At 73.9% G+C, this 21,110-nt stretch carries 17 protein-coding genes; 10 read left to right on the top strand and 7 right to left on the bottom strand.

Translation table 11 applies throughout. The features are described from left to right. Nucleotides 1-19 precede the first annotated feature (19 nt). The 3 genes from ACWCRA_RS20010 (at nucleotide 20) to ACWCRA_RS20000 (ending at nucleotide 2,685) form a co-directional block, all read left to right on the top strand. On the top strand, nucleotides 20-820 hold the full coding sequence (locus ACWCRA_RS20010) for an SDR family oxidoreductase (RefSeq protein ID WP_351544744.1): 801 nt from the start codon (nucleotides 20-22) through the stop codon (nucleotides 818-820). A gap of 114 nt (nucleotides 821-934) precedes the next feature. Next, nucleotides 935-1,525, top strand: coding sequence for a TetR/AcrR family transcriptional regulator (locus ACWCRA_RS20005; RefSeq protein ID WP_351544839.1), 591 nt, complete (start codon nucleotides 935-937; stop codon nucleotides 1,523-1,525). A gap of 2 nt (nucleotides 1,526-1,527) precedes the next feature. Continuing rightward, nucleotides 1,528-2,685 (top strand): acetyl-CoA C-acetyltransferase, encoded by a 1,158-nt coding sequence (locus tag ACWCRA_RS20000; protein ID WP_451068190.1) that lies wholly within the window; start codon nucleotides 1,528-1,530, stop codon nucleotides 2,683-2,685. Between the two features lie 47 nt (nucleotides 2,686-2,732). Here the strand turns inward: ACWCRA_RS20000 and ACWCRA_RS19995 are convergent, their stop codons facing one another. The 5 genes from ACWCRA_RS19995 to ACWCRA_RS19975 form a co-directional block, all read right to left on the bottom strand. Then, nucleotides 2,733-3,596 carry an SCO6745 family protein gene (locus ACWCRA_RS19995; RefSeq protein ID WP_351544750.1) on the bottom strand — a complete coding sequence of 288 codons (864 nt, stop codon included), beginning with the start codon at nucleotides 3,594-3,596 and terminating at the stop codon, nucleotides 2,733-2,735. Nucleotides 3,597-4,562: 966 nt separating this feature from the next. Continuing rightward, a complete protein-coding gene (locus ACWCRA_RS19990; protein ID WP_351544753.1) occupies nucleotides 4,563-5,609 on the bottom strand; it encodes an NAD(P)H-dependent flavin oxidoreductase in 1,047 nt (348 codons plus the stop codon). Further along, nucleotides 5,610-6,356, bottom strand: coding sequence for a CoA-transferase subunit beta (locus ACWCRA_RS19985; RefSeq protein ID WP_451068189.1), 747 nt, complete (start codon nucleotides 6,354-6,356; stop codon nucleotides 5,610-5,612). After that, nucleotides 6,353-7,195 (bottom strand): CoA transferase subunit A, encoded by an 843-nt coding sequence (locus ACWCRA_RS19980; RefSeq protein WP_451068188.1) that lies wholly within the window; start codon nucleotides 7,193-7,195, stop codon nucleotides 6,353-6,355. The genes ACWCRA_RS19985 and ACWCRA_RS19980 overlap by 4 nt, the downstream gene beginning before the upstream one ends. Then, the gene (locus ACWCRA_RS19975; protein WP_351544762.1) at nucleotides 7,192-7,959 is read right to left on the bottom strand and encodes an enoyl-CoA hydratase family protein; all 768 of its coding nucleotides are present in this window, start codon (nucleotides 7,957-7,959) and stop codon (nucleotides 7,192-7,194) included. The genes ACWCRA_RS19980 and ACWCRA_RS19975 overlap by 4 nt, the downstream gene beginning before the upstream one ends. 56 nt (nucleotides 7,960-8,015) lie before the next feature. On the opposite strand from ACWCRA_RS19975, the gene ACWCRA_RS19970 reads away from it, so the two are divergent. After that, nucleotides 8,016-8,768, top strand: coding sequence for an SDR family oxidoreductase (locus ACWCRA_RS19970; RefSeq protein WP_351544765.1), 753 nt, complete (start codon nucleotides 8,016-8,018; stop codon nucleotides 8,766-8,768). 1 nt (nucleotide 8,769) lies between these two features. Continuing rightward, nucleotides 8,770-9,660: an SDR family oxidoreductase gene (locus ACWCRA_RS19965; protein ID WP_451068187.1), complete on the top strand. Its 891-nt coding sequence runs from the start codon at nucleotides 8,770-8,772 to the stop codon at nucleotides 9,658-9,660. A gap of 235 nt (nucleotides 9,661-9,895) precedes the next feature. Here the strand turns inward: ACWCRA_RS19965 and ACWCRA_RS19960 are convergent, their stop codons facing one another. Continuing rightward, nucleotides 9,896-10,759, bottom strand: a complete 864-nt coding sequence (locus ACWCRA_RS19960; protein WP_351544771.1) for a hypothetical protein — start codon at nucleotides 10,757-10,759, stop codon at nucleotides 9,896-9,898. A gap of 261 nt (nucleotides 10,760-11,020) precedes the next feature. On the opposite strand from ACWCRA_RS19960, the gene ACWCRA_RS19955 reads away from it, so the two are divergent. Both ACWCRA_RS19955 and ACWCRA_RS19950 read left to right on the top strand, forming a co-directional pair. Further along, entirely contained in the window at nucleotides 11,021-11,776 is a 756-nt protein-coding gene (locus ACWCRA_RS19955) for a serine protease (RefSeq protein WP_451068224.1), read from the top strand. Nucleotides 11,777-11,920: 144 nt separating this feature from the next. Then, entirely contained in the window at nucleotides 11,921-14,983 is a 3,063-nt protein-coding gene (locus tag ACWCRA_RS19950; protein ID WP_451068186.1) for an endo-alpha-N-acetylgalactosaminidase family protein, read from the top strand. Nucleotides 14,984-15,149: 166 nt separating this feature from the next. Here the strand turns inward: ACWCRA_RS19950 and ACWCRA_RS19945 are convergent, their stop codons facing one another. Continuing rightward, nucleotides 15,150-17,003: a glycoside hydrolase family 35 protein gene (locus ACWCRA_RS19945; RefSeq protein WP_451068185.1), complete on the bottom strand. Its 1,854-nt coding sequence runs from the start codon at nucleotides 17,001-17,003 to the stop codon at nucleotides 15,150-15,152. A gap of 101 nt (nucleotides 17,004-17,104) precedes the next feature. On the opposite strand from ACWCRA_RS19945, the gene ACWCRA_RS19940 reads away from it, so the two are divergent. From ACWCRA_RS19940 to pepN, 3 genes are all read left to right on the top strand, one after another. Then, complete coding sequence (locus ACWCRA_RS19940; RefSeq protein WP_351544783.1) at nucleotides 17,105-17,989, top strand: helix-turn-helix domain-containing protein; 885 nt, start codon at nucleotides 17,105-17,107, stop codon at nucleotides 17,987-17,989. Between the two features lie 11 nt (nucleotides 17,990-18,000). After that, nucleotides 18,001-18,336: a chorismate mutase gene (locus ACWCRA_RS19935; protein WP_351544786.1), complete on the top strand. Its 336-nt coding sequence runs from the start codon at nucleotides 18,001-18,003 to the stop codon at nucleotides 18,334-18,336. 81 nt (nucleotides 18,337-18,417) lie between these two features. Further along, on the top strand, nucleotides 18,418-20,949 hold the full coding sequence (gene pepN / locus ACWCRA_RS19930) for an aminopeptidase N (protein ID WP_351544788.1): 2,532 nt from the start codon (nucleotides 18,418-18,420) through the stop codon (nucleotides 20,947-20,949). Nucleotides 20,950-21,110 lie beyond the last annotated feature (161 nt).

Below are 21,110 nucleotides of genomic sequence, written 5' to 3'. Positions count from 1 at the left end.
GGTAGGTTAACGTGCCCCTGTGAAGGACAACAGGGCCGGCGGCCCACCGGAGTACGTTCCCGGGCACGGCCTCCTCGCGGGCCGCACCGCCGTCGTCACCGCCGCCGCCGGCACCGGGATCGGCGGCGCGACCGCCCGCAGATTCCTGGAGGAGGGCGCCCGGGTCGTCATCGGCGACGCCCACTCCCGCCGCCTCGGTGAGACCCGGGCCGCCCTCGCCGAGGAGTTCGGCGCGCCCGCCGTCGCCGCCCAGCCCTGTGACGTCACCGACGAGACACAGGTCCTGGCCCTCTTCGAGCGGGCCGCCGAGGAGCACGGCGGGCTGGACATCGTCGTCAACAACGCGGGCCTCGGCGGTACGGCGGCCCTCGCCGACATGACCGACGAGCAGTGGGACCGGGTCCTCGACGTGACCCTGAACGGCACCTTCCGCTGCACCCGCGCCGCCCTGCGCGCCTTCCGCGCCACCGGCCGGCCCGGGGTGATCGTCAACAACTCCTCCGTGCTCGGCTGGCGGGCCCAGGCCGGCCAGGCCCACTACGCCGCCGCCAAGGCCGGGGTCATGGCCCTCACCCGGTGCGCGGCGATCGAGGCCGCCGGGTACGGCGTACGGATCAACGCCGTCGCGCCCAGCCTCGCCCTCCACCCCCATCTGGCGAAGGTGACCTCGGCCCGGCTCCTCGACGAGCTGACCGCGCGCGAGGCGTTCGGCCGGTGGGCCGAGCCCTGGGAGGTCGCCAACACCATCGTCTTCCTGGCGAGCGACTACTCCTCGTACCTCACCGGAGAGGTCCTCTCGGTCAGCGGCCAGCACCCATGAGCCCACAATGAGCGGGTGCCAGCAGACATCACCCCCGAGAACACCACCCCCGAGAACACCAGCCCCGCGAACACCGGCCCGGCGAACACCGGCCCCGCCGAGAAGAAGAGCCCGGTGACCTCCGCACCCGCGCGCCGCCGCGAACTCCTGGACCTCGCCGCCGAGGTCTTCGCCGCCCACGGCTACAACGCCACCACCGTCCGCCGGATCGCGGACGAGGCCGGCATGCTCGCCGGCAGCCTCTACTACCACTTCGATTCCAAGGAATCGATGCTGGACGAGATCCTCTCCACCTTCCTCGACGAGCTGTGGCAGGGGTACGACGAGGTACTGGGCGCCGGTCTCGGCCCCCGGCGGACCATCGAGGCCCTGGTCACCGAGTCGTTCCGGGAGATCGACCGGCACCGCGCCGCCGTCGCGATCTACCAGAAGGAGTCCCGGCAGCTCGCCGCCCAGCCCCGCTTCCACTACCTCGCCGAGTCCCAGCGGAAGTTCGAGAAGGCCTGGCTCGGCACCCTGGAGCGCGGTGTCGCCGACCGGGCCTTCCGCGAGGATCTCGACATCCGGCTCACCTACCGCTTCGTCCGCGACACGGTCTGGGTCGCCGCGTCCTGGTACCGGCCGGGCGGACAGCACAGCGCCGAGGAGATCGCCCGCCAGTACCTGTCGATGGTGCTGGACGGAATCGCCGTACGTGAGGAGTAGTCATGGGCGAGGCCTACATCGTCGAAGCGGTACGCACCCCTGTCGGCAGGCGCCGGGGCGGTCTCGCCGCCGCGCACCCCGCCGATCTCGGGGCGCATGTGCTCAAGGAGCTGGTCCGGCGCGCGGGGGTCGACCCGGGCGCCGTCGACGATGTCGTACTCGGATGTCTGGACGCGGTGGGCCCGCAGGCCGGTGACATCGCCCGGACCGCGTGGCTGGCCGCCGGGCTCCCGGAGGAGGTGCCCGGGGTGACCGTGGACCGGCAGTGCGGATCGTCCCAGCAGGCGGTGCACTTCGCCGCGCAGGCCGTGCTCTCCGGCACCCAGGACCTGGTGGTCGCGGGCGGCACCCAGAACATGTCCATGATCCCCATCGCCTTCGCCTCCCGGCGGGCCGCCGAGCCGCTCGGACTGGTCCAGGGACCGTTCGCGGGCAGCGAGGGCTGGCGCGCCCGCTACGGCGACCAGCCCGTGAACCAGTTCCACGGCGCCGAACTCATCGCCGCCGCGTGGGGCATCACCCGCCGCGACCAGGAGGAGTTCGCCCTGCGCTCCCACCGGCGGGCGGTCCGCGCGCTCGACGAGGGCCGGTTCGCGCGCGAGACGGTCCCGTACGGAGCGGTGACGGCCGACGAGGGGCCGCGCCGGGACACCACCCCGGAGAAGATGGCCGCCCTGCCGCCGGTCGCCGATGGCGGCACCATCACCGCCGCCTGCTCCTCGCAGGTGTCGGACGGCGCCGCCGCGCTGCTGCTCGCGAGCGAACGGGCCGTACGGGACCACGGGCTCACCCCCCGGGCCCGCGTCCACCATCTCTCGGTGCGCGGCGGCGACCCCATCCAGATGCTCTCGGCCCCGATCCCGGCGACGGCCCATGCCCTCAGGAGGACCGGGATGTCCATCGACGACCTGGATCTGATCGAGATCAACGAGGCGTTCGCGCCGGTGGTGCTGGCCTGGCTGAAGGAGACGGGCGCCGACCCCGCGCGGGTGAATGTCAATGGCGGCGCCATCGCGCTGGGGCATCCCCTGGGCGCGACCGGGGCGCGGCTGATGACGACCCTCCTCCACGAACTGGAGCGCACCGGGGGAAGGTTCGGGCTCCAGACGATGTGCGAGGGCGGCGGCCAGGCGAATGTGACCGTCATCGAACGGCTCTGACCCGTGGGCGGGGTGGCGGAGGCGCCCCGCCACCCCGCCCCGCCGGTTCAGGCCCCGCGGATACGGTCCGGGAGGCCGATCGGGTTCGGGAAGCGCAGGGTCTTCGCGACCGTCTCCGCGAGGGGCGAGAGCACCGCGCCCAGCTCCCCGGTGTCCACCGGGGCCCAGGGGCGGGCCGCCGCCCGGTCCGTCGCCTCCTCGATCCCCGCGAGGACCCGGCGCCCCTCGTCCGTCGCCTGCCCGTCCGGGACCAGCAGCCCCCGCTCCACCAGCCGCCGCACCGAGGCGTCCCACTCGTCGTCCGTCCACCCCCGGTACGGCTGGAGCTCACTGCGCGGCAGATCGATCCCGACCCGCAGCGCGAGGATCTCGCAGCCGTCGAGGTCCTCCGCGAGCTGCGCGGCGACATGGCCGTCGCCCCGGTGCTCCCGCAGGATCGTCGCGGCGTGCCACAGCCGGTCCAAGGGGTCCCTCGGCCAGGGCAGGGCGACATTGGCGGCGGTCAGCGGGCGGCCCGTGGAGTCCGGGGCCACGGCGGCGGCCGCGAGCAGCTCGCCCGCCCGCACCACCTCGTCCTCCTGGCCCGCGAGCAGCCGCGCCAGCGCCGCGCGGGCGCCCGCCCGGCGCACCTCCAGGGCCTGCTCCGGGTGGACGGTCTCCCAGACGGACGGGAGGGACTCCGCCACCATCGACGGGGCGAACGAGCAGAAGACGGCGGCTGCCGGCTCCGGGCGCACGGCCCCCAGGGGAGCGGCCCGCCCGGCGAAGTAGCCGCGCCAGAAGCCGCGCAGACCGGCGTCCTCGAAGGCGGCGACGGCCTCGGGGGAGAAGTAGGTGACGGCGTGGATCGGCTCGAACAGGCCCCACAGATGGCGGGGGGTGACGACCGGGGTGTCGGTGATGGCTTCCATGGGCGGCATTTTGTCGGGAGGGGAGGGGGGTGGGGGCGTGCGGAGGGGGGTGGGGTGGGGGGTGGCCGTGGCCGAGACAAGCAGATAAGAACGCCGGGGGTGTTCCCCGGCTGGCCCCGGGGGTGTCCGGCTCTCGCGGGGCCCCGGGTGCCGCAGCTGTGTTCGTGGTGGTCAACCCTCCCCCGTGTACACCTGTCCGGGCTACCTCCCGGTCCCCCGCGCCTCAATCGCCACCGAGCCCGAGCCGGCCCACCCCGCCCGCCACCCGGGCACGCCCCCCGCACTACGGGTGCCCCGAGCAATCCCAGCCCGTCCGGGGGCACCTCCCAGAGGCAGCTCCGGGGGGCGAGGACGGACCCTGTGCCACAGGTGCCCGCGTGCTGCGGGTCCGGGTCGGGGGCCGGCCCCCGAGCCCCCGCTCCTCAATCGCCGGAGGGGCTGGGGGTGGCGGCCTAATCGCTGGCGGGGCTGGGTGGGCGTGCCCGCGCGTCACAGGTGCCCCGAGCAATCCCAGCCCGTCCGGCGTTTGAGGACGGACCCCGCGCCACGGGTGCCCCGAGCAATCCCAGCCCGTCCGGCGTTTGAGGACGGACCCCGCGCCACGGGTGCCCCGAGCAATCCCAGCCCGTCCGGGGGCACCTCCCAGAGGCAGCTCTGGGGGAGTTTGAGGACGGACCCTGTGCCACAGGTGCCCGCGTGCTGCGGGTCCGGGTCGGGGGCCGGCCCCCGAGCCCCCGCTCCTCAATCGCCGGAGGGGCTGGGGGTGGCGGCCCAATTACCGGAGGGGCTGAGGGGTGCGGCCCAATCGTCGGAGGGGCTGGCTGGGCGCGCCCCCGCGTCATGGGTGGGTCGGGCCATTTCAGCCCGTCCGGGGGCACCTCCCAGAGGCAGCTCCGGGAGGGGCGAGGACGGACCCCGCGCCGCACAGGACCGGGTCGCGCGGGTGCGCGGGGAGAGCGGGGGCGGTCAGCAGGCGGGGAGGCTTCTGATGACCGCCTCCGCGTCCGCCACCATCCCCTCCACCAGCTCCGCGCAGCTCGGCAGATCCCCGATCACCCCCGCCACCTGGCCGGAGGCCATCACCCCCAGATCCGCCCGCCCCTCCACCATCGCCGCGCGCAACAGCATCGGCGCGTTCGCCGCCATCAGCACCTGCCCCCAGCTCAGCCCCCTCCCGCGCCTCATCGCCACCCCGTCCCGCACCATCCCCGCCCAGGTCAGCCCCGAGAGCCGCCGGAACGACGCCGCGTGCCGCACCGCCCGCAACAGGGTCCTCGCGCGGCCGTGTCCCTCCAGCGAGCGCACCAGGTCGGTACGGAGCATCCGGTGCGGCAGCCCGTCCACGGCCCGGGTCACCGTCACATCCCGTACCGTCGCCGCCAGATACCGCGCCTTCACCGCGTCCGGCACCGTCGAGTCGGAGGTGAGCAGGAAACGGGTGCCCATCGCCACCCCCGCCGCGCCCAGCGCCAGTGCCGCCACCAGACCACGGCCGTCCCGGAAACCGCCGGCCGCGATCACCGGGATGGAGACCGCGTCCACCACCTGCGGCAGCAGCACCGTCGTCGCCACCTCCCCGGTGTGGCCGCCGCCCTCCCCGCCCTGCACGATCACCGCGTCCGCGCCCCACGCGGCCACCTTCTCCGCGTGCCGCCGCGCCCCGACCGACGGGATCACCACCACGCCTGCGTCCCTCAGTTCGGCGATCAGCTCCCGCGAGGGCGCCAGCGCGAACGACGCCACCCGTACGCCCTCCTCGACGACGATCCGCACCCGCTCCCGCGCGTCCGCCGCGTCCGCGCGCAGATTCACCCCGAAGGGCGCGGGAGTGCGGGACCTCACCTCGCGCACCGCGCTCCGCAGCTCCCCGGTGGTCATCGTCGCCGAGGCGAGGATGCCGAGCGCGCCCGCGTTCGCCGCGGCGGAGACCAGCCGGGGCCCGGCCACCCACCCCATTCCGGTCTGCACCACCGGATGCCGTACCCCGGTCAGCGCGGTGAGCGCCGTCTCCATCTACCGCACCGCCCCGACCTCGCGCTCGCGCACCCCGTCCGGATCGAGGACCTCACGGATCAGCCGCAGCTCACCGGCCGTGGGATCGCGGGTGTACGGGACGTCCGCCGGCACCGTCAGCGGGAACCCGGTCGACTCCCTCACCCGCTCCGCCGTCACCCCGGGGTGGAGCGAGGCGAGGCGCATCGAGCGGTCGGGGGTGGCGAAGTCGAAGACGCCGAGGTCGGAGACGACGCGGGCGATGCGGTGGTAGCGGGTGGCGCTGGGCCCGGCCGCCGCGGCCCGGTCGTACCCCACCCCGCACACCAGGTCGACCTCCGCCACGAACACCCGGGTCGAGTGCCGGGGTATCCAGTAGCTGACCGGGTTGTTGAGGGTGTTGACGGGGGCCCCGCGCACCCCGAGCAGCTGGCGGGCGGGCCGTTCCCAGTCGCCGACGCAGGAGATGTTCTGGTTGCCGTGGCGGTCGATCTGGCTCGCGCCCATCATCACGTGCCGCCGCCCGCCGCTGACCATGGTCAGATGACGGCGGTACGGAAGCCACCCCTCCACCTCCCCGTCGGCGCCGAGCAGCATCGCCTCGCCGTCGGTGAGCAGCAGATCGGGGGAGAAGGTGGCACGGGCGAGCCGTGCGGCGATCGACGGAATCGCGCCCATGGGGCTCGCCAGCACCTCACCGGCGCCGCGCCAGGCCTCGGCGCAGGCGATGACACAGTGCTCGGCCCGGGTGACGGCTTCCGCGCTCATCGGCTGTTCTCCTCGTGCCAGGTACGGACGGCCGACTGGTAGGCGTGCTCGTCCCCGGTGAGGAACCGTCCGGCGAACTCCTCCCAGGGGGTGGCCGCGTACATCCGCTGGAAGGACTCGTCCCGGCCGTGGTCGGGCGCGCCGGAGGTGAAGTGGGCGCCGTTCGGGGCCCGGACGACCCCGGTCACCGAGTGCCGGCTGACCAGCAGGGTCTGCGGCACGGCGCCCGCGAAGGAGTCCACCAGCTCCTCGCAGGAGAGATAGGCGCTCTCCGCCGCCTCGCAGAAGAGATCGTCGAAGTAGGGGTCGGGGCCCAGGTACTGGCCGTTGCCGAGCCGGTCGGCCCGGTTGAGGTGGACCAGGGCGGCGTCCATCCGCAGCGCGGGCGCCGCGACGAACTCCTCGCCGTCCTCGTACGGCGAGACCACCGTCCGCAGCTCCGGGTTGACCCGCATCACGTCCGACCCGAGCCCGGCCCGCACCGGCAGGAACGGCAGCCGGCCGGCGGCGGCCCGCAGCCCTGACAGGAACATGGCCTCGTCGATCTCCGTCAGCGCGAGGCCGCCGCGCTCGCGGGCGGCCCGGTAGTGCGGCTCCAGGGGGATGGAGTCCAGGGTGACGAAGGGGGTGACCAGCCGGCGGACGCGGCCGGCGGCGGCGAGCATGCCGACGTCCGGGCCGCCGCAGGAGACCACGGTCAGATCGGTGACCGCGGACCGCAGCAGCGCCCGGACCAGCGCCATCGGCTTGCGGCGCGAACCCCAGCCGCCGATGCCGATGGTCATGCCGCTGCGCAGCCGCCCCACGGCCGCCTCGGGCGTCATGGTCTTGTCGGTCATGCCCCCTCCCCGCGGCCGGACGGTCCGGGCGCCCCGAAGGCGGACCGGACCCGGCCGGCCGCCCCGCTGAGCGCCGCCTCGAAGGTGAACCCCTGCTCGTACCGGTAGCTGCGGCGCACATCGACCGGGTCGATGCCGTTGATGGCGGCCTTGGCCAGCCGGATCAGGGTGCCGTCCTTGGCGGCGATCTCCCCGGCCAGCGCCAGCGCCGCCCCGGCCAGGTCCTCGCGCGGAACCACCCGCCACACCGAGCCGTGGGCGCGGAGTTCGGCGGCGGTCGCGGTCCGCGAGGTGTAGTAGAGGGCGCGCATCAGATGCCCGGGGACCAGCCGGGCCAGATGGGTGGCCGCGCCCAGCGCGCCCCGGTCCAGCTCCGGCAGCCCGAAGACGGCGTCGTCGGCGGCGACGATCGCGTCCGCGTTCCCGGCGAGCCCCACCCCGCCGCCGAGACAGAAGCCCTGGACGGCGGCGACGACCGGCACCTCGCACTCGTACACCGCGGCGAACGCCTCGGCGCAGCCCCGGTTGGCGCCCAGCAGCGCGCCCTGCCCGGGGTCGCGCCGGATCTCCTTGATATCCACGCCCGCGTTGAAGCCGCGGCCCGCCGCCGCCAGGACGACACAGCGGATCGCCGGGTCCCGGCCCGCGGCGCGGACCGCTTCCGCGAGGTCGTGCCAGCCGCTCACCGGGAGGGCGTTGACGGGCGGATAGTCGGCCGTGACGACGCGCACGCCATCGGCCGCGTCCGTGGTGGAGACACCCATGACAGGATCAGCTACCTTTCCACCAAACATTTGTTAGGTGAGGAAGGTAGCAGCCGATGGAGCTGGACGGGAGGGTCGCCGTCGTCACCGGCGGGACGCGCGGGGTCGGCGCGGGCATCGCCCGCGCCTTCCTGCGGGCGGGCGCCCGGGTGGTGGTCTGTGCCCGCAGACCGCCCGAGGAACCCCTGCCGGGCGCCGTGTTCCTCCCGCTCGATCTGCGCGACCCGGCCGCCGTGGAGTCCTTCTTCGCCACGGTCGCCGAGCGGTACGGACGGCTGGACACCCTGGTCAACAACGCCGGCGGCACCCCCCGGCGGCTGCTCGCCGACGCCGGGGCCGAGCGCCACGCCCGGGTGATCCAGCTCAACCTGGTCGCACCGCTCACCGCCTCCCTCGCCGCCCGGCCGCATCTGCGGGCGGCGCGCGGCTCGGTGGTGATGGTCGGCAGCGTCAGCGGCGGCCGGCCGTCGCCCGGGTCGGCGGCCTATGGCGCCGCCAAGGCCGGTCTGGAGAGCCTGGCCCGTTCGATGGCGGTGGAGTGGGCGCCGGAGGTGCGGGTCAACACCCTGGTGCTCGGGATGGTCCGCACCGAGCGGTCCGCACGGCACTACGGCGACGGGAGCGGTGTCGCGGCGGTCGGCCGCACGGTCCCGCTGGGGCGGCTGGCCGAGCCGTCGGAGGCGGGGGACGCGGCGGTCTTCCTCGCCTCCGGACGCGCGGCCTACATCAGCGGGGCCGCACTGCATCTGCACGGTGGCGGGGAGCGCCCCGCCTTCCTCGACGCCGCGACATCCCCTCAGGAGGGCTGAGATGACGGGTATCTGCGCGAACCGGGTGGTCGTGGTGACGGGCGCGGGCCGGGGGCTCGGGCGGGCCCACGCCCTGGCGTTCGCCGCCGAGGGGGCCGCGGTCGTCGTCAACGACCTGGGCGCCGCCCTCGACGGGGCGGGGGCGTCGGACGCGCCCGCGCGCGAGGTGGTCGCGGAGATCGAGGCGGCGGGAGGACGGGCGGTCGCCCACGGCGGGGACATCGCCACCGCCGAGGGGGCGTCCTCACTGATCGCCACCGCTCTGGAGACCTATGGGCGGCTGGACACCCTGGTCAACAACGCGGGGTTCCTGCGGGACCGGATGCTGGTGAATCTGACGGAGGACGACTGGGACGCGGTGGTGCGGGTGCATCTGCGGGGCCACTTCCTCCCGCTCAAGCACGCCGCCGCGCACTGGCGCGCCGAGTCCCGGGCCGGGCGCCCGGCCGCGGCCCGGGTGATCGGCACGACCTCCGGGGCGGGGCTGCTGGGGAGCGTGGGGCAGGGCAACTACTCCGCCGCCAAGGCCGGGATCGTCGCCCTGACGCTGGTCGCGGCGGCGGAGCTGGGGCGGTACGGGGTCGGGGTCAACGCGATCGCCCCGGCGGCGCGGACCCGGATGACCGAGGGGGGGTTCGCGGGGTTGCGGGGGCTGCCGGAGGATGTGTCGCCGCTGGTGGTGTGGTTGGGGTCGGGGGGGAGTGAGGGGGTGACGGGGAGGGTGTTCGAGGTGGAGGGGGGGAGGGTGACGGTGATGGAGGGGTGGCGCCGGGGGGCCTCCGCCGAGGCGCCCGCGCGCTGGACGCCCGAGTCGGCCGGGGCCACCGCCCGCACCCTCCTCTCCACGACCCCTCCTCCTCTCCCCCCGTACGGCAGCACCCCCACCCCCTGACCCCGAAGACCCCGGACCCCCGCGCCTCAAACGCCGGCGGGGCTGGATGTGGTGCCTCGGCCCTCGGCGGGGCGGGGGTGTGCTCGGCCCCTCGTGGGGCTGGATGTGGTGCCTCGGCCCTCGGCGGGGCGGGGGTGTGCTCGGCCCCCAGCGAGGCAGGGGTGTGCCCGGCCCCGGCGGGGCGGCTCCGTGCGAGGCCAGGGCGCCCAGGTGCCGCAGACCCCGGCGGGGTTCTTCAGGTCTCGCAGTCGAGGATCGAGTGGCAGACCCCGCACCGCACCCTCCCCCGCACCCCCACCCCCACCCGAATCCGCTGATGGCAGGTCGGACACCCGAACAGCACCCGCCCCCGCTCGAACGCGTACCCCGCCCCCGCCGAAGCCACCCCCGCCCGCCGGTCCCTCGCGTACCGGTGCCGCGCCGCCCACCCCGCCGTCGTCAGCGGGGGGCGGCGCGCGTCCCGCAGCGCGCGGGCGCGGCCCTTCGTGTACGCGGTGTACCCCTGCGGGCTGGTGAACCACGGCGACGGGTCCTCCCCGAACACCAGCGCCCGTTCGGCCAGCACATAGCCGAACTCCTCCGGAGTGAGATACCCCAGCTTCTGGCTGGTCAGCCGGTCCTCCCGGAAGGCGTCGAGCAGCAGCCACCCCGCCCCGAGATAGGTCGTCACGGTGTCGGTGAGGATCTCGTTCTCCCGGGTCCCGGGAAAGGAGAGATCCAGCCGGTGCAGCAGCACATGGGTGATCTCGTGCGCCAGCGCCGCCCCCACATCCCGCCGATGCCCCCGGAAGCGGTCGTTCAGCTCGATGAAGTACTCCGGTCCCGCCGTCAGCTCCACGCTCGCCGCGTGCTCCATCTCCCGGAAGCTGATGATCATCCGCGCGTCCGGCAGCCGCAGATGCCGCACCAGCGCCCGCGCCACCGACTGCGCCCCGAGATGGAGATCGTCCCCGTCGGAGAAGGCGACATCGGCCGGCGGCACGCTGGGCGCGTACGAGAGCACCCCTTCCGGCGAGACGCGCCGGTAGAGCGCCGTGACCGCCGCCCGCACGGTCTCCAGGTGCGGGAAGCCGTGCTCGACCCCGCTGTCCTTCGACACCACGTTCTCCGCACCCCCTGTACGACGGTCCGCGGCCCGCTCCAACTCTACGGCGGACCCCGACGACCTTGGCCGAAATCTGATGCTTGTGGCGCGCCCCGCTCACTCCCCATAATCCCGATCACGCCTTGTCGGGCTCATGTCAGGGAGTGATGTTCCCTGTCGGGGACCGGCGCGGGCCAGACACCTCAACCCCCCACGAAGGGCAGGCCGTTGAAGCTCATCCGCACGTTCAAGAGATTCGCTGTCATCGGCGCGGCCATGGCTGCCGCCGCCGTCAGTGTCACCCCCGCCACCGCCGGCGCCGCCACCCCGGCCGACACCCCCGCCGCCACCGCGGCCGCCCCGCCCGTCGTCGGCGGCACCCGTGCCGCGCAGGGCGAGTTCCCCTTCATGGTGCGGCTCTCCATGGGCTGTGGCGGCTCTCTGCTCACGCAGCAGATCGTCCTGACCGCGGCCCACTGTGTGAGCGGCTCCGGCAACAACACCAGCATCACCGCCACCGCCGGAGTCGTGGACCTCAACAGCACCAGTGCGATACGGGTCCGCTCCACCAAGGTCCTCCAGGCCCCCGGCTACAACGGGACCGGCAAGGACTGGGCCCTGATCAAGCTCGCCACGCCGATCAACCTGCCCACCCTGAACATCGCCGAGACCACGGCCTACGACAGCGGCACCTTCACCGTCGCCGGCTGGGGAGCGGCCCGTGAGGGCGGCGCCCAGCAGCGCTACCTGCTCAAGGCCACCGTCCCGTTCGTCTCGGACGCCTCCTGCCGCAGCTCCTACCCGGGCCTGGTCGCCGCCGAGGAGATCTGCGCCGGTCTGCCCCAGGGCGGTGTCGACACCTGCCAGGGCGACTCCGGCGGCCCGATGTTCCGCCGGGACAACGCCAACGCCTGGGTCCAGGTCGGCATCGTGAGCTGGGGCCAGGGCTGCGCCCGCCCCAACTACCCCGGTGTCTACACCCAGGTCTCGCACTTCGCCGCGCAGATCAAGTCCGCGGCCGCGACCCTCTGACGGACCCGCGGTGACGCCGTGACGGCGGGGGCGGGTGCGAGGGCGCTTTAGTCCAACACCTGCCCCCGCTTTGTCCATGGGCGTACTCCCCCGCCCGGCGGAGATTGTCGGTGTACGACATCCCCGTCACCGAGGAGGACGAGCGTGTACGCAAGCGATGCCGGTCCCAGCCGCAGGACCGTGGTGGCCGCGACCGCCCTGGCCGGCGCGGCCGTCGCCGCCGGCACCCCGGCGGACGCGATCGCGGCTTCCCGGGCCGAGACCGTCCTCCGCTCGCCCGAACTGGAGGTCCGCGTCGACAGCGGCTTCCCGCGCATCGTCTCGTACACCGACCGCGACAGCGGAGCGATGCTGTACGGGCAGGAGGAGCCGATCACCTCCGTGCTGATCGACTCCACCGCCCACACCCCCGGCAGGGTCACCGCGAGAGCCCGGCGCGACCGGGTCGCGTACACCCTCTCCTTCGGGCCCACCGAGATCGATGTCGAGATCCGCGTCGACGGCCGCGCCGTCCACTGGCGTGTCACCCGGATCGCGGACACCGGGGCGCTGCGCGTGGGCACCCTCCAGATCCCGTCGCTCGCCCTGCTGTCCGTACGCCACGACCAGCCGGGCGCGACCCTGCTCGCCGCCCGCGTCCAGCTGGACAAGGCGGCCAGCGGCGACACCCTGATCCGGCTCGCCCCGGACACCCCGGCCGAGCCGGGGCCCACCGGCTGCGCCTACGCGGTCCTCTCCCACGACCGGCTCGGCGGCGCGATCGAGACCAACACCGTCTGGGACAAGCCCGACAGCGCGTCCGGCACCACCTGGGACAACGGCCGGCTGATGCGCCAGACGGTCGTCCGGGACGGCCTGGTCACGGCCCGGCTCGCCCCCGGGCAGTGGACCCACCGCGCGGCCGGCTCACCCGTCGGAGCGGTCGAGCCCCTCCCGTACGCCACCGTGGTGATCACCGGCGACCGCAACGGCGACGGGGTCGTGGACTGGCAGGACGCGGCCATCGCCTTCCGGGACATCATGACCGACCCGCTCGGCGCCGAGCAGCAGCATCTGCGGGTGGTCCCGCACATCCCCTTCAACTTCGCCTCCCAGGCCACCAACCCCCATCTCGCCACCCTCGACCAGGTGAAGCGGATCTCCCTCGCGACGGACGGCCTGCGCCAGTACACCCTGCTCAAGGGCTACCAGTCCGAGGGCCACGACTCGGCCCACCCCGACTACGCGGGCAACCACAACAAGCGCGCGGGCGGCCTCGCCGACCTGAACACCCTGCTCCGCGAGGGCCGCGCCTGGGGCAGCGACTTCGGTGTCCATGTGAACGCCACCGAGTCCTACCCGGTCGCCAACGCCTTCTCCGAGACCCTCGTCGACAAGAGGAACGAGCAGTGGGACTGGCTGGACCAGTCCTACCGCATCGACCAGCGGCGCGATCTGATCAGCGGCGACATCGTCCGCCGCTTCGCCGCTCTGCGGGCCGAGACCGACCCCGCGCTGAACATGCTCTACATCGATGTCTTCCGCGAGTCCGGCTGGACCTCGGACCGGCTCCAGCGGGCGCTGCGCGAACAGGGCTGGCAGATCACCACCGAGTGGGGCCACGGACTGGAGCGCTCCGCGCTCTGGGCGCACTGGGCCACCGAGGTCGACTACGGCCCCGACTCCTCGCGCGGGATCAACTCCCGGCTCATCCGCTTCATCCGCAACCACCAGAAGGACGTCTTCGCCGACAAGTGGCCCACCCTGCTGGGCATCCCGCGCACCGGGAACTTCGAGGGCTGGGTCGGCAAGACCGACTGGAACACCTTCTACCGGCTGATCTGGACGGACTCGCTGCCCGCGAAGTACCTCCAGGCCCATCCCATCAAGCGCTGGACCGACCACGAGATCACCTTCTTCGGCCCCGGCGCGGTCTCTGTCTCCGACGCCGGCGGCGTCCGCCGGATCGAGACCGACGGGCGGCTGGTGTACGAGGGCGGCACCTATCTCCTCCCCTGGGAGCCGCGCCGGGCGGCCGACCCCTCCCGGCTCTACCACTACAACCCGGCCGGCGGCAGCAGCACCTGGCGGCTGCCGCGCGGCTGGTCGGGCGCGTCGACGGTGGTGCTCTACCGCCTCACCGACCAGGGCCGGGTGTACGAGAGGGAGCTGCGGGTCCGGTCCGGCCGGGTCACCATCGAGGCCGAGGCCGACCAGCCGTACGTCGTCCACCGCACCCGCGCCCGCGCCGTCGGCGACCCCGGCTGGGGCGAGGCGACCGGGCTCCACGACCCCGGCTTCCACTCCGGCTCCCTGGACGGCTGGCGGGTCACCGGCCCCGCGTCGGTCGAGCTGAGCGCGCTCGGCGACTACGAACTGGTGATCGCGGCCGGCGCGGCGGCCTCGGCCGGCCAGCGCCTGGACCGGCTGCGGCCCGGTACCTACGCCGCCTCCGTCCAGGTCGAGGTGGGGGAGCGGGCGGGGGAGCGGCGCCGGGCGAGTCTGGAGATCCGTACCGCCGACGGGGTACGGGCGGTGAACTGGACCGACGTCTCCACGGCGGGCAACTTCGTCGCGGCGGACCGCAAGCACGGCACCCGCTTCCAGCGGATGTTCACCCACTTCACCGTCCCGGAGGGCGGCGGCCCGGTCCATCTCGCCCTGCGCGCGGGGCCGGGCACCGCCCGGGTCCGCTTCGACAACGTACGCGTCGTCCCGGCGAAACCGGCCCGCGGGGCGGGCACCCTCGCCTACGAGGACTTCGAGAACGTTCCCCAGGGCTGGGGCGTCTTCGTCAAGGGCGACGCGGGCGGCGCGACCGACCCCCGCACCCATATCGCCCAGCGCCACGCCCCCTTCACCCAGCGCGGCTGGAACGGCAAGGCGATCGACGATGTCATCGACGGCACCGAGTCCCTCAAGTCGCGCGGCGAGAACAAGGGCCTCGTCTACCGGACCGTCCAGCACACCGTCCGGTTCGAACCGGGGAAGCGGTACCGGGTGAGCTTCCGGTACGAGAACGAGCACGCGGGCCAGTACGCCTGGATCACCGGCGCCGACGACCGCGAGCTGTCCCGGGAACCGATCCCGGTGGCGACCGCGCCGACCGTGTGGGAGTACGAGTTCACGGCGCCCGGCGAGGGCGAGACCTGGGTGGGCCTGCGCAAGACCGGGGACGCCGGGAAGTCGGAGTTCGTCCTCGACACCTTCGAGGTCCGGGAACTCTAGCCCCGGCCCTCTCCAGCCCCGGCCCTCTCCGGACCGGCTCTCCCCGGACCGGCCCTCCCCGGACCGGGCCCCCTGGACCGGCCCGCCGCCCCTGCGGGCCGCCCCGGCCCCGCCCGTCCGCCGCTTCCCCCCTTCCGGCGGACGGGCGGGGTCCGTCACGGCCCGCTCACCCCAGCGACACCACGGCCCCGGCCTCCTCCAGCTCCAGCACCCACACCTCGTTCTCGCCCTCCCGCAGCACCGGACCCGGCACGAAGAGCGATTCCTGCGCCCCCACCCACCAGTACCGGCCCAGACAGAAGCCGTTGACCCAGACGAACCCCCGGTTCCAGCCGGGAAGGCTCAGCCGGGTGTCACCGGGCGCGTACACCGTCACCGAACCCCGGTACAGACCGGCCGCACCGCCCTCCGGCGCCCGGAAGGGCATCCGCGCCACCGCCTCGGTCCCGAAGGCCGCCAGCCGCAGCCCGCGAGCGCGTACGCCGTGCAGATACTGCCGCTCGTGGAGCAGCCCGCCGGTGATTCCCTTCGGCTCGCCGACACGGGGGCCGTAGTTCACCCGGCCCAGCGACTCCACCCACAGCTCGACCTCGGCCGGGCCCGGCACCGGCTCCGGCAGCGTCTCGTGGTCCTCGCTCAGCACCCCGGCCCGCACCCCGTCGACGTACACCACCGCCCGGTCCCGCAGACCGGCCGCCCGCAGCGGATAGGGCTGCCTCGGGCCCGGCACCCGGACGCGGTAGCGCACCAGGCCCCGGTCGACGCCCAGCTCCTCGAAGACGGGCGGCACCCGGCCCCCGGTCTCGGGGTCGCCGAGGGTGTCGATCACCGTGCCCAGCGGCGCCCACCCGGTGAGCCGGATGCCCGCCGGCTCGGCCAGCACCGGCGGGGCCGGCGGCACCTCGGGGAGCGGGCCGTCCGCGTACGCCGACAGCACCTCGCGGAACTGCCAGAACTTCTCCGTCGCCCGCCCCGCCTCGTCGATCGGCGCGTCGTAGTCGTACGAGGTCACCGTCGGCTCCAGCGCGCCGTCCTGGACGTCCCCCGCGCGGTTCGCCCCCGCCCAGCCGCCGAAGCTGGTGCCGCCGTGCGCCATGTAGATGTTCACCGAGGCACCGCACTCCAGGATCTCCCGCAGCGCGCCCGCCGCGTCGCGCGCGTCCCGCACCCCGTGCTGCTCGCCCCAGTGGTCGAACCAGCCGCACCAGAACTCCATGCACATCAGCGGACCCCCGGGCTGGTGGCGGCGGAGGATCTCGAAGGCCCCCCGCGCGCCCGAGCCGAAGTTCACCGTCGCCAGCGCCCCCGGCACCGAACCCCCGGTCAGCATGTGGTCCTCGGGCCCGTCCGAGGTGAAGAGCGGCAGCCGCACCCCGCACTCCCGCACCAGCTCCACCAGCCGCCGCAGATAGCGCTGGTCGCTGCCCCAGCTCCCGTACTCGTTCTCGATCTGCACCATGAGCACCGGACCGCCCCGGTCGATCCCCCGCTCCACCACCTGGGGCAGCAGCGCCCGGAACCAGCGCTCCACATGGCCGAGGTACTCGGCGTCCCCGGTCCGCACCCGGCGCCCCAGCGCGCCGGTCACCCAGTGCGGCAGCCCGCCGTTCTCCCACTCGGCACAGATGTACGGACCCGGCCGGACGATGGCCCACAGCCCGGCCCGCCGGGCCGCGTCCAGGAACCGGCCGAGCGCCCCCGGGTCGGAGAACTCCCCGGGCGCGGGCTCGTGGAGGTTCCAGGGGACATAGGTCTCCACGCAGTTGAGGCCCATCGCGCGCAGCATCGCCAGCCGGTGGTCCCACTGCCCCTCGTGCACCCGGAAGTAGTGCAGCGCCCCCGACAGCAGCCGCACCGGCCGCCCGTCCAGAAGGAAGTCCGACGCACCCACCCGGAAGTCCGCGCCACCGCCGGTCCCGGTCCCACTGCCACCGCCGGTGCCGGTGCCGGTCCCGGTCCCACCGCCCGTGCCGCTGCCCGTGCCTCTGCCGCTCTCGCTGTCCCTGCTGATTTCCGCCATCCCACCACCATCGGCCTCTGGCGGCGGACCGGTCCATGGACAAAGATCGGCGCTGTTTGGACACAACTCGGGCGGGACGACGGAGTAAGGGCAGCGAACGGATGTACCACACCTGGATGCGCTATTTCACCCCCGGACCCGTCCACCGCCGCCTCGGCCTGGTCTGTCTCGGCGTCGGGCTCCAGCACGGCGCCCTCCCCACCGTCGGCCCCCGCACCCTCGACCACCATGTCGCCGTCGTCATCAGCGCCGGGCACGGCTGGTTCCGCACCCCCGACGGACGGCGCACCGGCGTCACCGCGCCCGCCCTGATCTGGATCACCCCCGGGGTGCCCCACCACTACGGCCCCGACCCCGGCGGCTGGGACGAGAGCTTCGTCGACTTCGACGGACCCGCCACCGCCACCTACACCGAGCTGGGCTACATCGACACCGACCGCGCCGTCGTCCCGCTCTCCGACACGGCCGGGCCGCGCGCCGCCATCGGCCGGATAGCCCGCGCCGCCCGCCGGGGCAATCCGCTCCTGGAGGTCGAGACCGCCGCCGCCGTCCACGAGCTGCTGGTCGCGCTCCGCCGGGCCCGCGCCGACACCAACCCCGCCGGCGACCCCGTCCTCTCCGCGCTCGCCCGCGACGCCTTCCTCCCGCTCTCCGTCGCCGAGCACGCCGCCCGCCACCGGATGACCGCGGCCGAGCTGCGCGCCGCGGTGCGCCGGGGCGCGGGATGCAGCCCCAAGGACTATCTGCTCTCCATCCGCCTCGGCCGCGCCAAGGAACTCCTCGCCGCCACCGAGCTGCCGGTCGCCGCCGTCGCCCGGAGGGTGGGCTACGAGGACCCGGCCTACTTCTCCCGGCTCTTCACCCGCCGGGTCGGGACCGCGCCCATCCGCTTCCGCCGCCAGCAGGGGCGCGCCGTCCCCGGCGGATGGAGCGACCGCGTCCCGCATCCCGACCACCCTCCGACGATCCCCACCCGTTGCCCGTAAGCTCGGCATCCATGACCACCAGGGACATCGACACAGACGTACGGGCGGAGCTGGACCGGCTGCGCGGGAGCATCGACAACATCGACGCCGCCGTCGTCCATATGCTCGCCGAGCGTTTCAAGTGCACCCAGCAGGTCGGCCGGCTCAAGGCACACCACCAGCTGCCGCCCGCGGACCCGGAGCGCGAGGCCCGCCAGATCGAGCGGCTGCGCCAGCTCGCCGAGAGCGCCAGGCTGGACCCGGCATTCGCGGAGAAACTGCTCAATTTCATCATCGCCGAGGTCATCCGGCACCATGAGACGATCGCCGCCAATCCGGACGCACCCGATCCGGATTACCACGCCTGAGCGCCCGGCGGGTGCCCGTGCGCTCAGAGCGCAACCCCCACCCCGTGTGCTCGACGGCTCTCATCAGGCAGCATGGCCCCCATGTCCGTACTCACGCGCGACGAAGCGCAGCACCGTGCCCGGCTTCTCGACGTCCACCGGTACACGATCGACCTCGATCTGACCACAGGGGCCGAAGTTCCTCCCGATCCGTCCGCCACCGGGGCCACCGGGGAAGAGGTCTTCGGCTCCCGCAGCGTCATACACTTCACCGCCCGCGCGGACGGGGACACCTTCGTCGAGCTGAAGCCGGCCGTACTGCACTCCCTCACGCTGGACGGACAGTCCCTCGACCCCGCCCTCCTGGAGGGCAACCGCTACCCGCTCACCGCGCTGAGCGCGGGCGAGCACACCCTGAGCGTCGAGGCGGACATGCGCTACTCCCGCACGGGGGAGGGGATGCACCGCTTCACCGACCCCAGCGACGGTGAGGTCTATGTCTACACCCAGCTCTTCCTCGACGACATCCAGCGGGTCTTCGCCGCGTTCGACCAGCCCGACCTCAAGGCCGTCTTCGAGCTGACGGTGAAGGCGCCGCGGGGCTGGACCGTCCTCGGCAACGGCATCGCCACCGACCACGGCGACGGCACCTGGACCTGCGCCCCCACCCCGCCGCTCTCCACCTATCTGGTCGCCGTCGCCGCCGGGCCCTGGCACTCGGTGCGCACCGAGCACGCCGGGCTGCCCTTCGGCCTGCACTGCCGCCGCTCCCTCGCCGAGCACCTCGACGCGGACGCCGAGGAGATCCTCGACATCACCCGCCAGTGCTACGACCGCTACCACGAGAAGTTCGAGGAGCCCTACCCCTTCGACTCCTACGACCAGGCGTTCGTCCCCGAGTTCAACGCGGGCGCGATGGAGAACCCCGGGCTGGTCACCTTCCGGGACGAGTTCGTCTTCCGCTCGGCCGTCACCGACACCGAACGGCAGACCCGGGCCGTGGTCATCGCCCACGAGATGGCCCATATGTGGTTCGGCGACCTCGTCACCATGGTCTGGTGGGACGACCTCTGGCTGAACGAGTCCTTCGCCGAGTACATGGGGTTCCAGATCCTCACCGAGGCCACCCGCTTCACCGACACCTGGGTGGACTTCGCGGTCAACCGCAAGGGCTGGGGGTACGACGCCGACCAGCGGCCCTCCACCCACCCCGTCGCCCCCGACCCGGACGCCGTCCCCGACACCGCCGCCGCGCTGCTCAACTTCGACGGCATCTCCTACGCCAAGGGCGCCTCCGCGCTGCGGCAGCTCGTGACCTGGATGGGCGAGAAGGACTTCCTCGCCGGGATCAACACCCACTTCGCCCGGCACCGCTTCGGCAACGCCACCCTCGCCGACTTCATCGACTCCCTCGCCCAGTCCACCGACCGCGATGTGCACACCTGGGCGGAGAGCTGGCTGCGCACCACCTCCGCCGACACCCTGAGGCCGTCGGTCACCGAGTCCGGCGGCACCTGGCAGCTGAGCGTCGAGCGGGAGGGCAGCCGGCCGCACCGCGTCGCCGTCGGCGCCTACGACGTCGACCCGGTGGACCCCGAGCGGGTCGTCCCGCGCGACCGCTTCGAGCTGGACCTCCCGCTGACCGGCCCCGACAGCCGGCCCGGGCGCCGGCCGGCCCTCGTCGTCCTCAACGACAACGACACCACCTACGCCAAGATCCGCCTCGACGAGGGCTCCTGGACCACCGCCGTACGCATCCTCTCCCGCATCCCCGACCCGCTGACCCGCGCGGTCGTCTGGAACGCGGCCCGTGACATGGTCCGCGACGGCGAACTCGCCCCCACCGCCTATCTGGAGGCCGCGAGCGCGCATCTGCCGCGCGAGACGGATCTCGCGGTCGTGCAGGGGGTGCTGGGGTTCGCGGCGGGTCAGATCGCCGAGCGGTATGTGCCCGCCGAGGAGCGGCCCGCGGCCCTCCGCGCGATCCGGGAGATCTGCCGGGCGCTGATGCGCCGCACGGAGGACGGCAGCGACAGCGGGCTGCGGCTGATCGCCGTACGCCACTGCATCGCCGCCGCGGCCCAGCCCGAGACCATCCAGGAGTGGCTCTCCGACGGCAGTGTGACCGGCGGGCCCGAGCTGGACCCGGAGCTGCGCTGGCGCATCCTCCACCGCCTCGCCGTCCTCGGCGCGACCGACGAGCGCGCCATCGCCGCGGAGCTGGAGCTGGACCCCAGCGCCACGGGCCGCGAGGGCGCGGCCCGCTGCCGCGCCGCGCTGCCCGACCCGGAGGCGAAGGCGGCGGCCTGGGAGCTGCTGTTCGGCTCGGACACGCTCTCCAACTACCTCTTCACGGCGACGGCCCAGGGGTTCTGGCAGCCGGAGCAGGCCGAGCTGGTACGGGAGTACATCCCGCGCTTCTACCCCGCGGCCGTCGAGCTGGCGGCCCGCCGGGGCCCGGCGCTGGCGGACGCGGCGGCGCGCCACGCCTTCCCCCTCCACGCGGTGGACGCGGAGACCCTGGCCCTGGGGGAGCGGTGTCTGCGCGACACGGAGATGATCCCGGCGCTCCACCGCCGCCTCGCCGACCAACTCGACGACCTCCGCCGAGCCCTCACCATCCGCACCCCCTGACCCCCTCTCCCCCGAGCCGAGCCCATCCGCCCTGCGAGGCGAACCCCCGTAGCCCTCGCTCAGCCCGTCCGTCGCGTGAGGCGACCCCTCTCAGCCCTTCCGGCGCCCCGAGTCCCGAATTCCAGCCCTGCCGGCGAGCTGGGCAGCACCACCTCACCTTC

The sequence above is a fragment of the Streptomyces sp. NPDC001889 genome (genome assembly GCF_053594535.1).
This window is presented reverse-complemented; position numbering and strand designations above follow the sequence as displayed.

Bases quoted from the DNA above. Each gene is read 5' to 3' on its own strand.
- ACWCRA_RS19990 (WP_351544753.1), bottom strand. From the start codon at position 5,609: ATGGAGACGGCGCTCACCGCGCTGACCGGGGTACGGCATCCGGTGGTG.
- ACWCRA_RS19985 (WP_451068189.1), bottom strand. From the start codon at position 6,356: ATGAGCGCGGAAGCCGTCACCCGGGCCGAGCACTGTGTCATCGCCTGC.
- ACWCRA_RS19975 (WP_351544762.1), bottom strand. From the start codon at position 7,959: ATGGGTGTCTCCACCACGGACGCGGCCGATGGCGTGCGCGTCGTCACG.
- ACWCRA_RS19940 (WP_351544783.1), top strand. From the start codon at position 17,105: ATGTACCACACCTGGATGCGCTATTTCACCCCCGGACCCGTCCACCGC.
- ACWCRA_RS19945 (WP_451068185.1), bottom strand. From the start codon at position 17,003: ATGGCGGAAATCAGCAGGGACAGCGAGAGCGGCAGAGGCACGGGCAGC.
- ACWCRA_RS19955 (WP_451068224.1), top strand. From the start codon at position 11,021: ATGGCTGCCGCCGCCGTCAGTGTCACCCCCGCCACCGCCGGCGCCGCC.
- ACWCRA_RS19980 (WP_451068188.1), bottom strand. From the start codon at position 7,195: ATGACCGACAAGACCATGACGCCCGAGGCGGCCGTGGGGCGGCTGCGC.
- ACWCRA_RS19995 (WP_351544750.1), bottom strand. From the start codon at position 3,596: ATGGAAGCCATCACCGACACCCCGGTCGTCACCCCCCGCCATCTGTGG.
- ACWCRA_RS19935 (WP_351544786.1), top strand. From the start codon at position 18,001: ATGACCACCAGGGACATCGACACAGACGTACGGGCGGAGCTGGACCGG.
- ACWCRA_RS20000 (WP_451068190.1), top strand. From the start codon at position 1,528: ATGGGCGAGGCCTACATCGTCGAAGCGGTACGCACCCCTGTCGGCAGG.
- ACWCRA_RS19970 (WP_351544765.1), top strand. From the start codon at position 8,016: ATGGAGCTGGACGGGAGGGTCGCCGTCGTCACCGGCGGGACGCGCGGG.
- pepN (WP_351544788.1), top strand. From the start codon at position 18,418: ATGTCCGTACTCACGCGCGACGAAGCGCAGCACCGTGCCCGGCTTCTC.
- ACWCRA_RS19965 (WP_451068187.1), top strand. From the start codon at position 8,770: ATGACGGGTATCTGCGCGAACCGGGTGGTCGTGGTGACGGGCGCGGGC.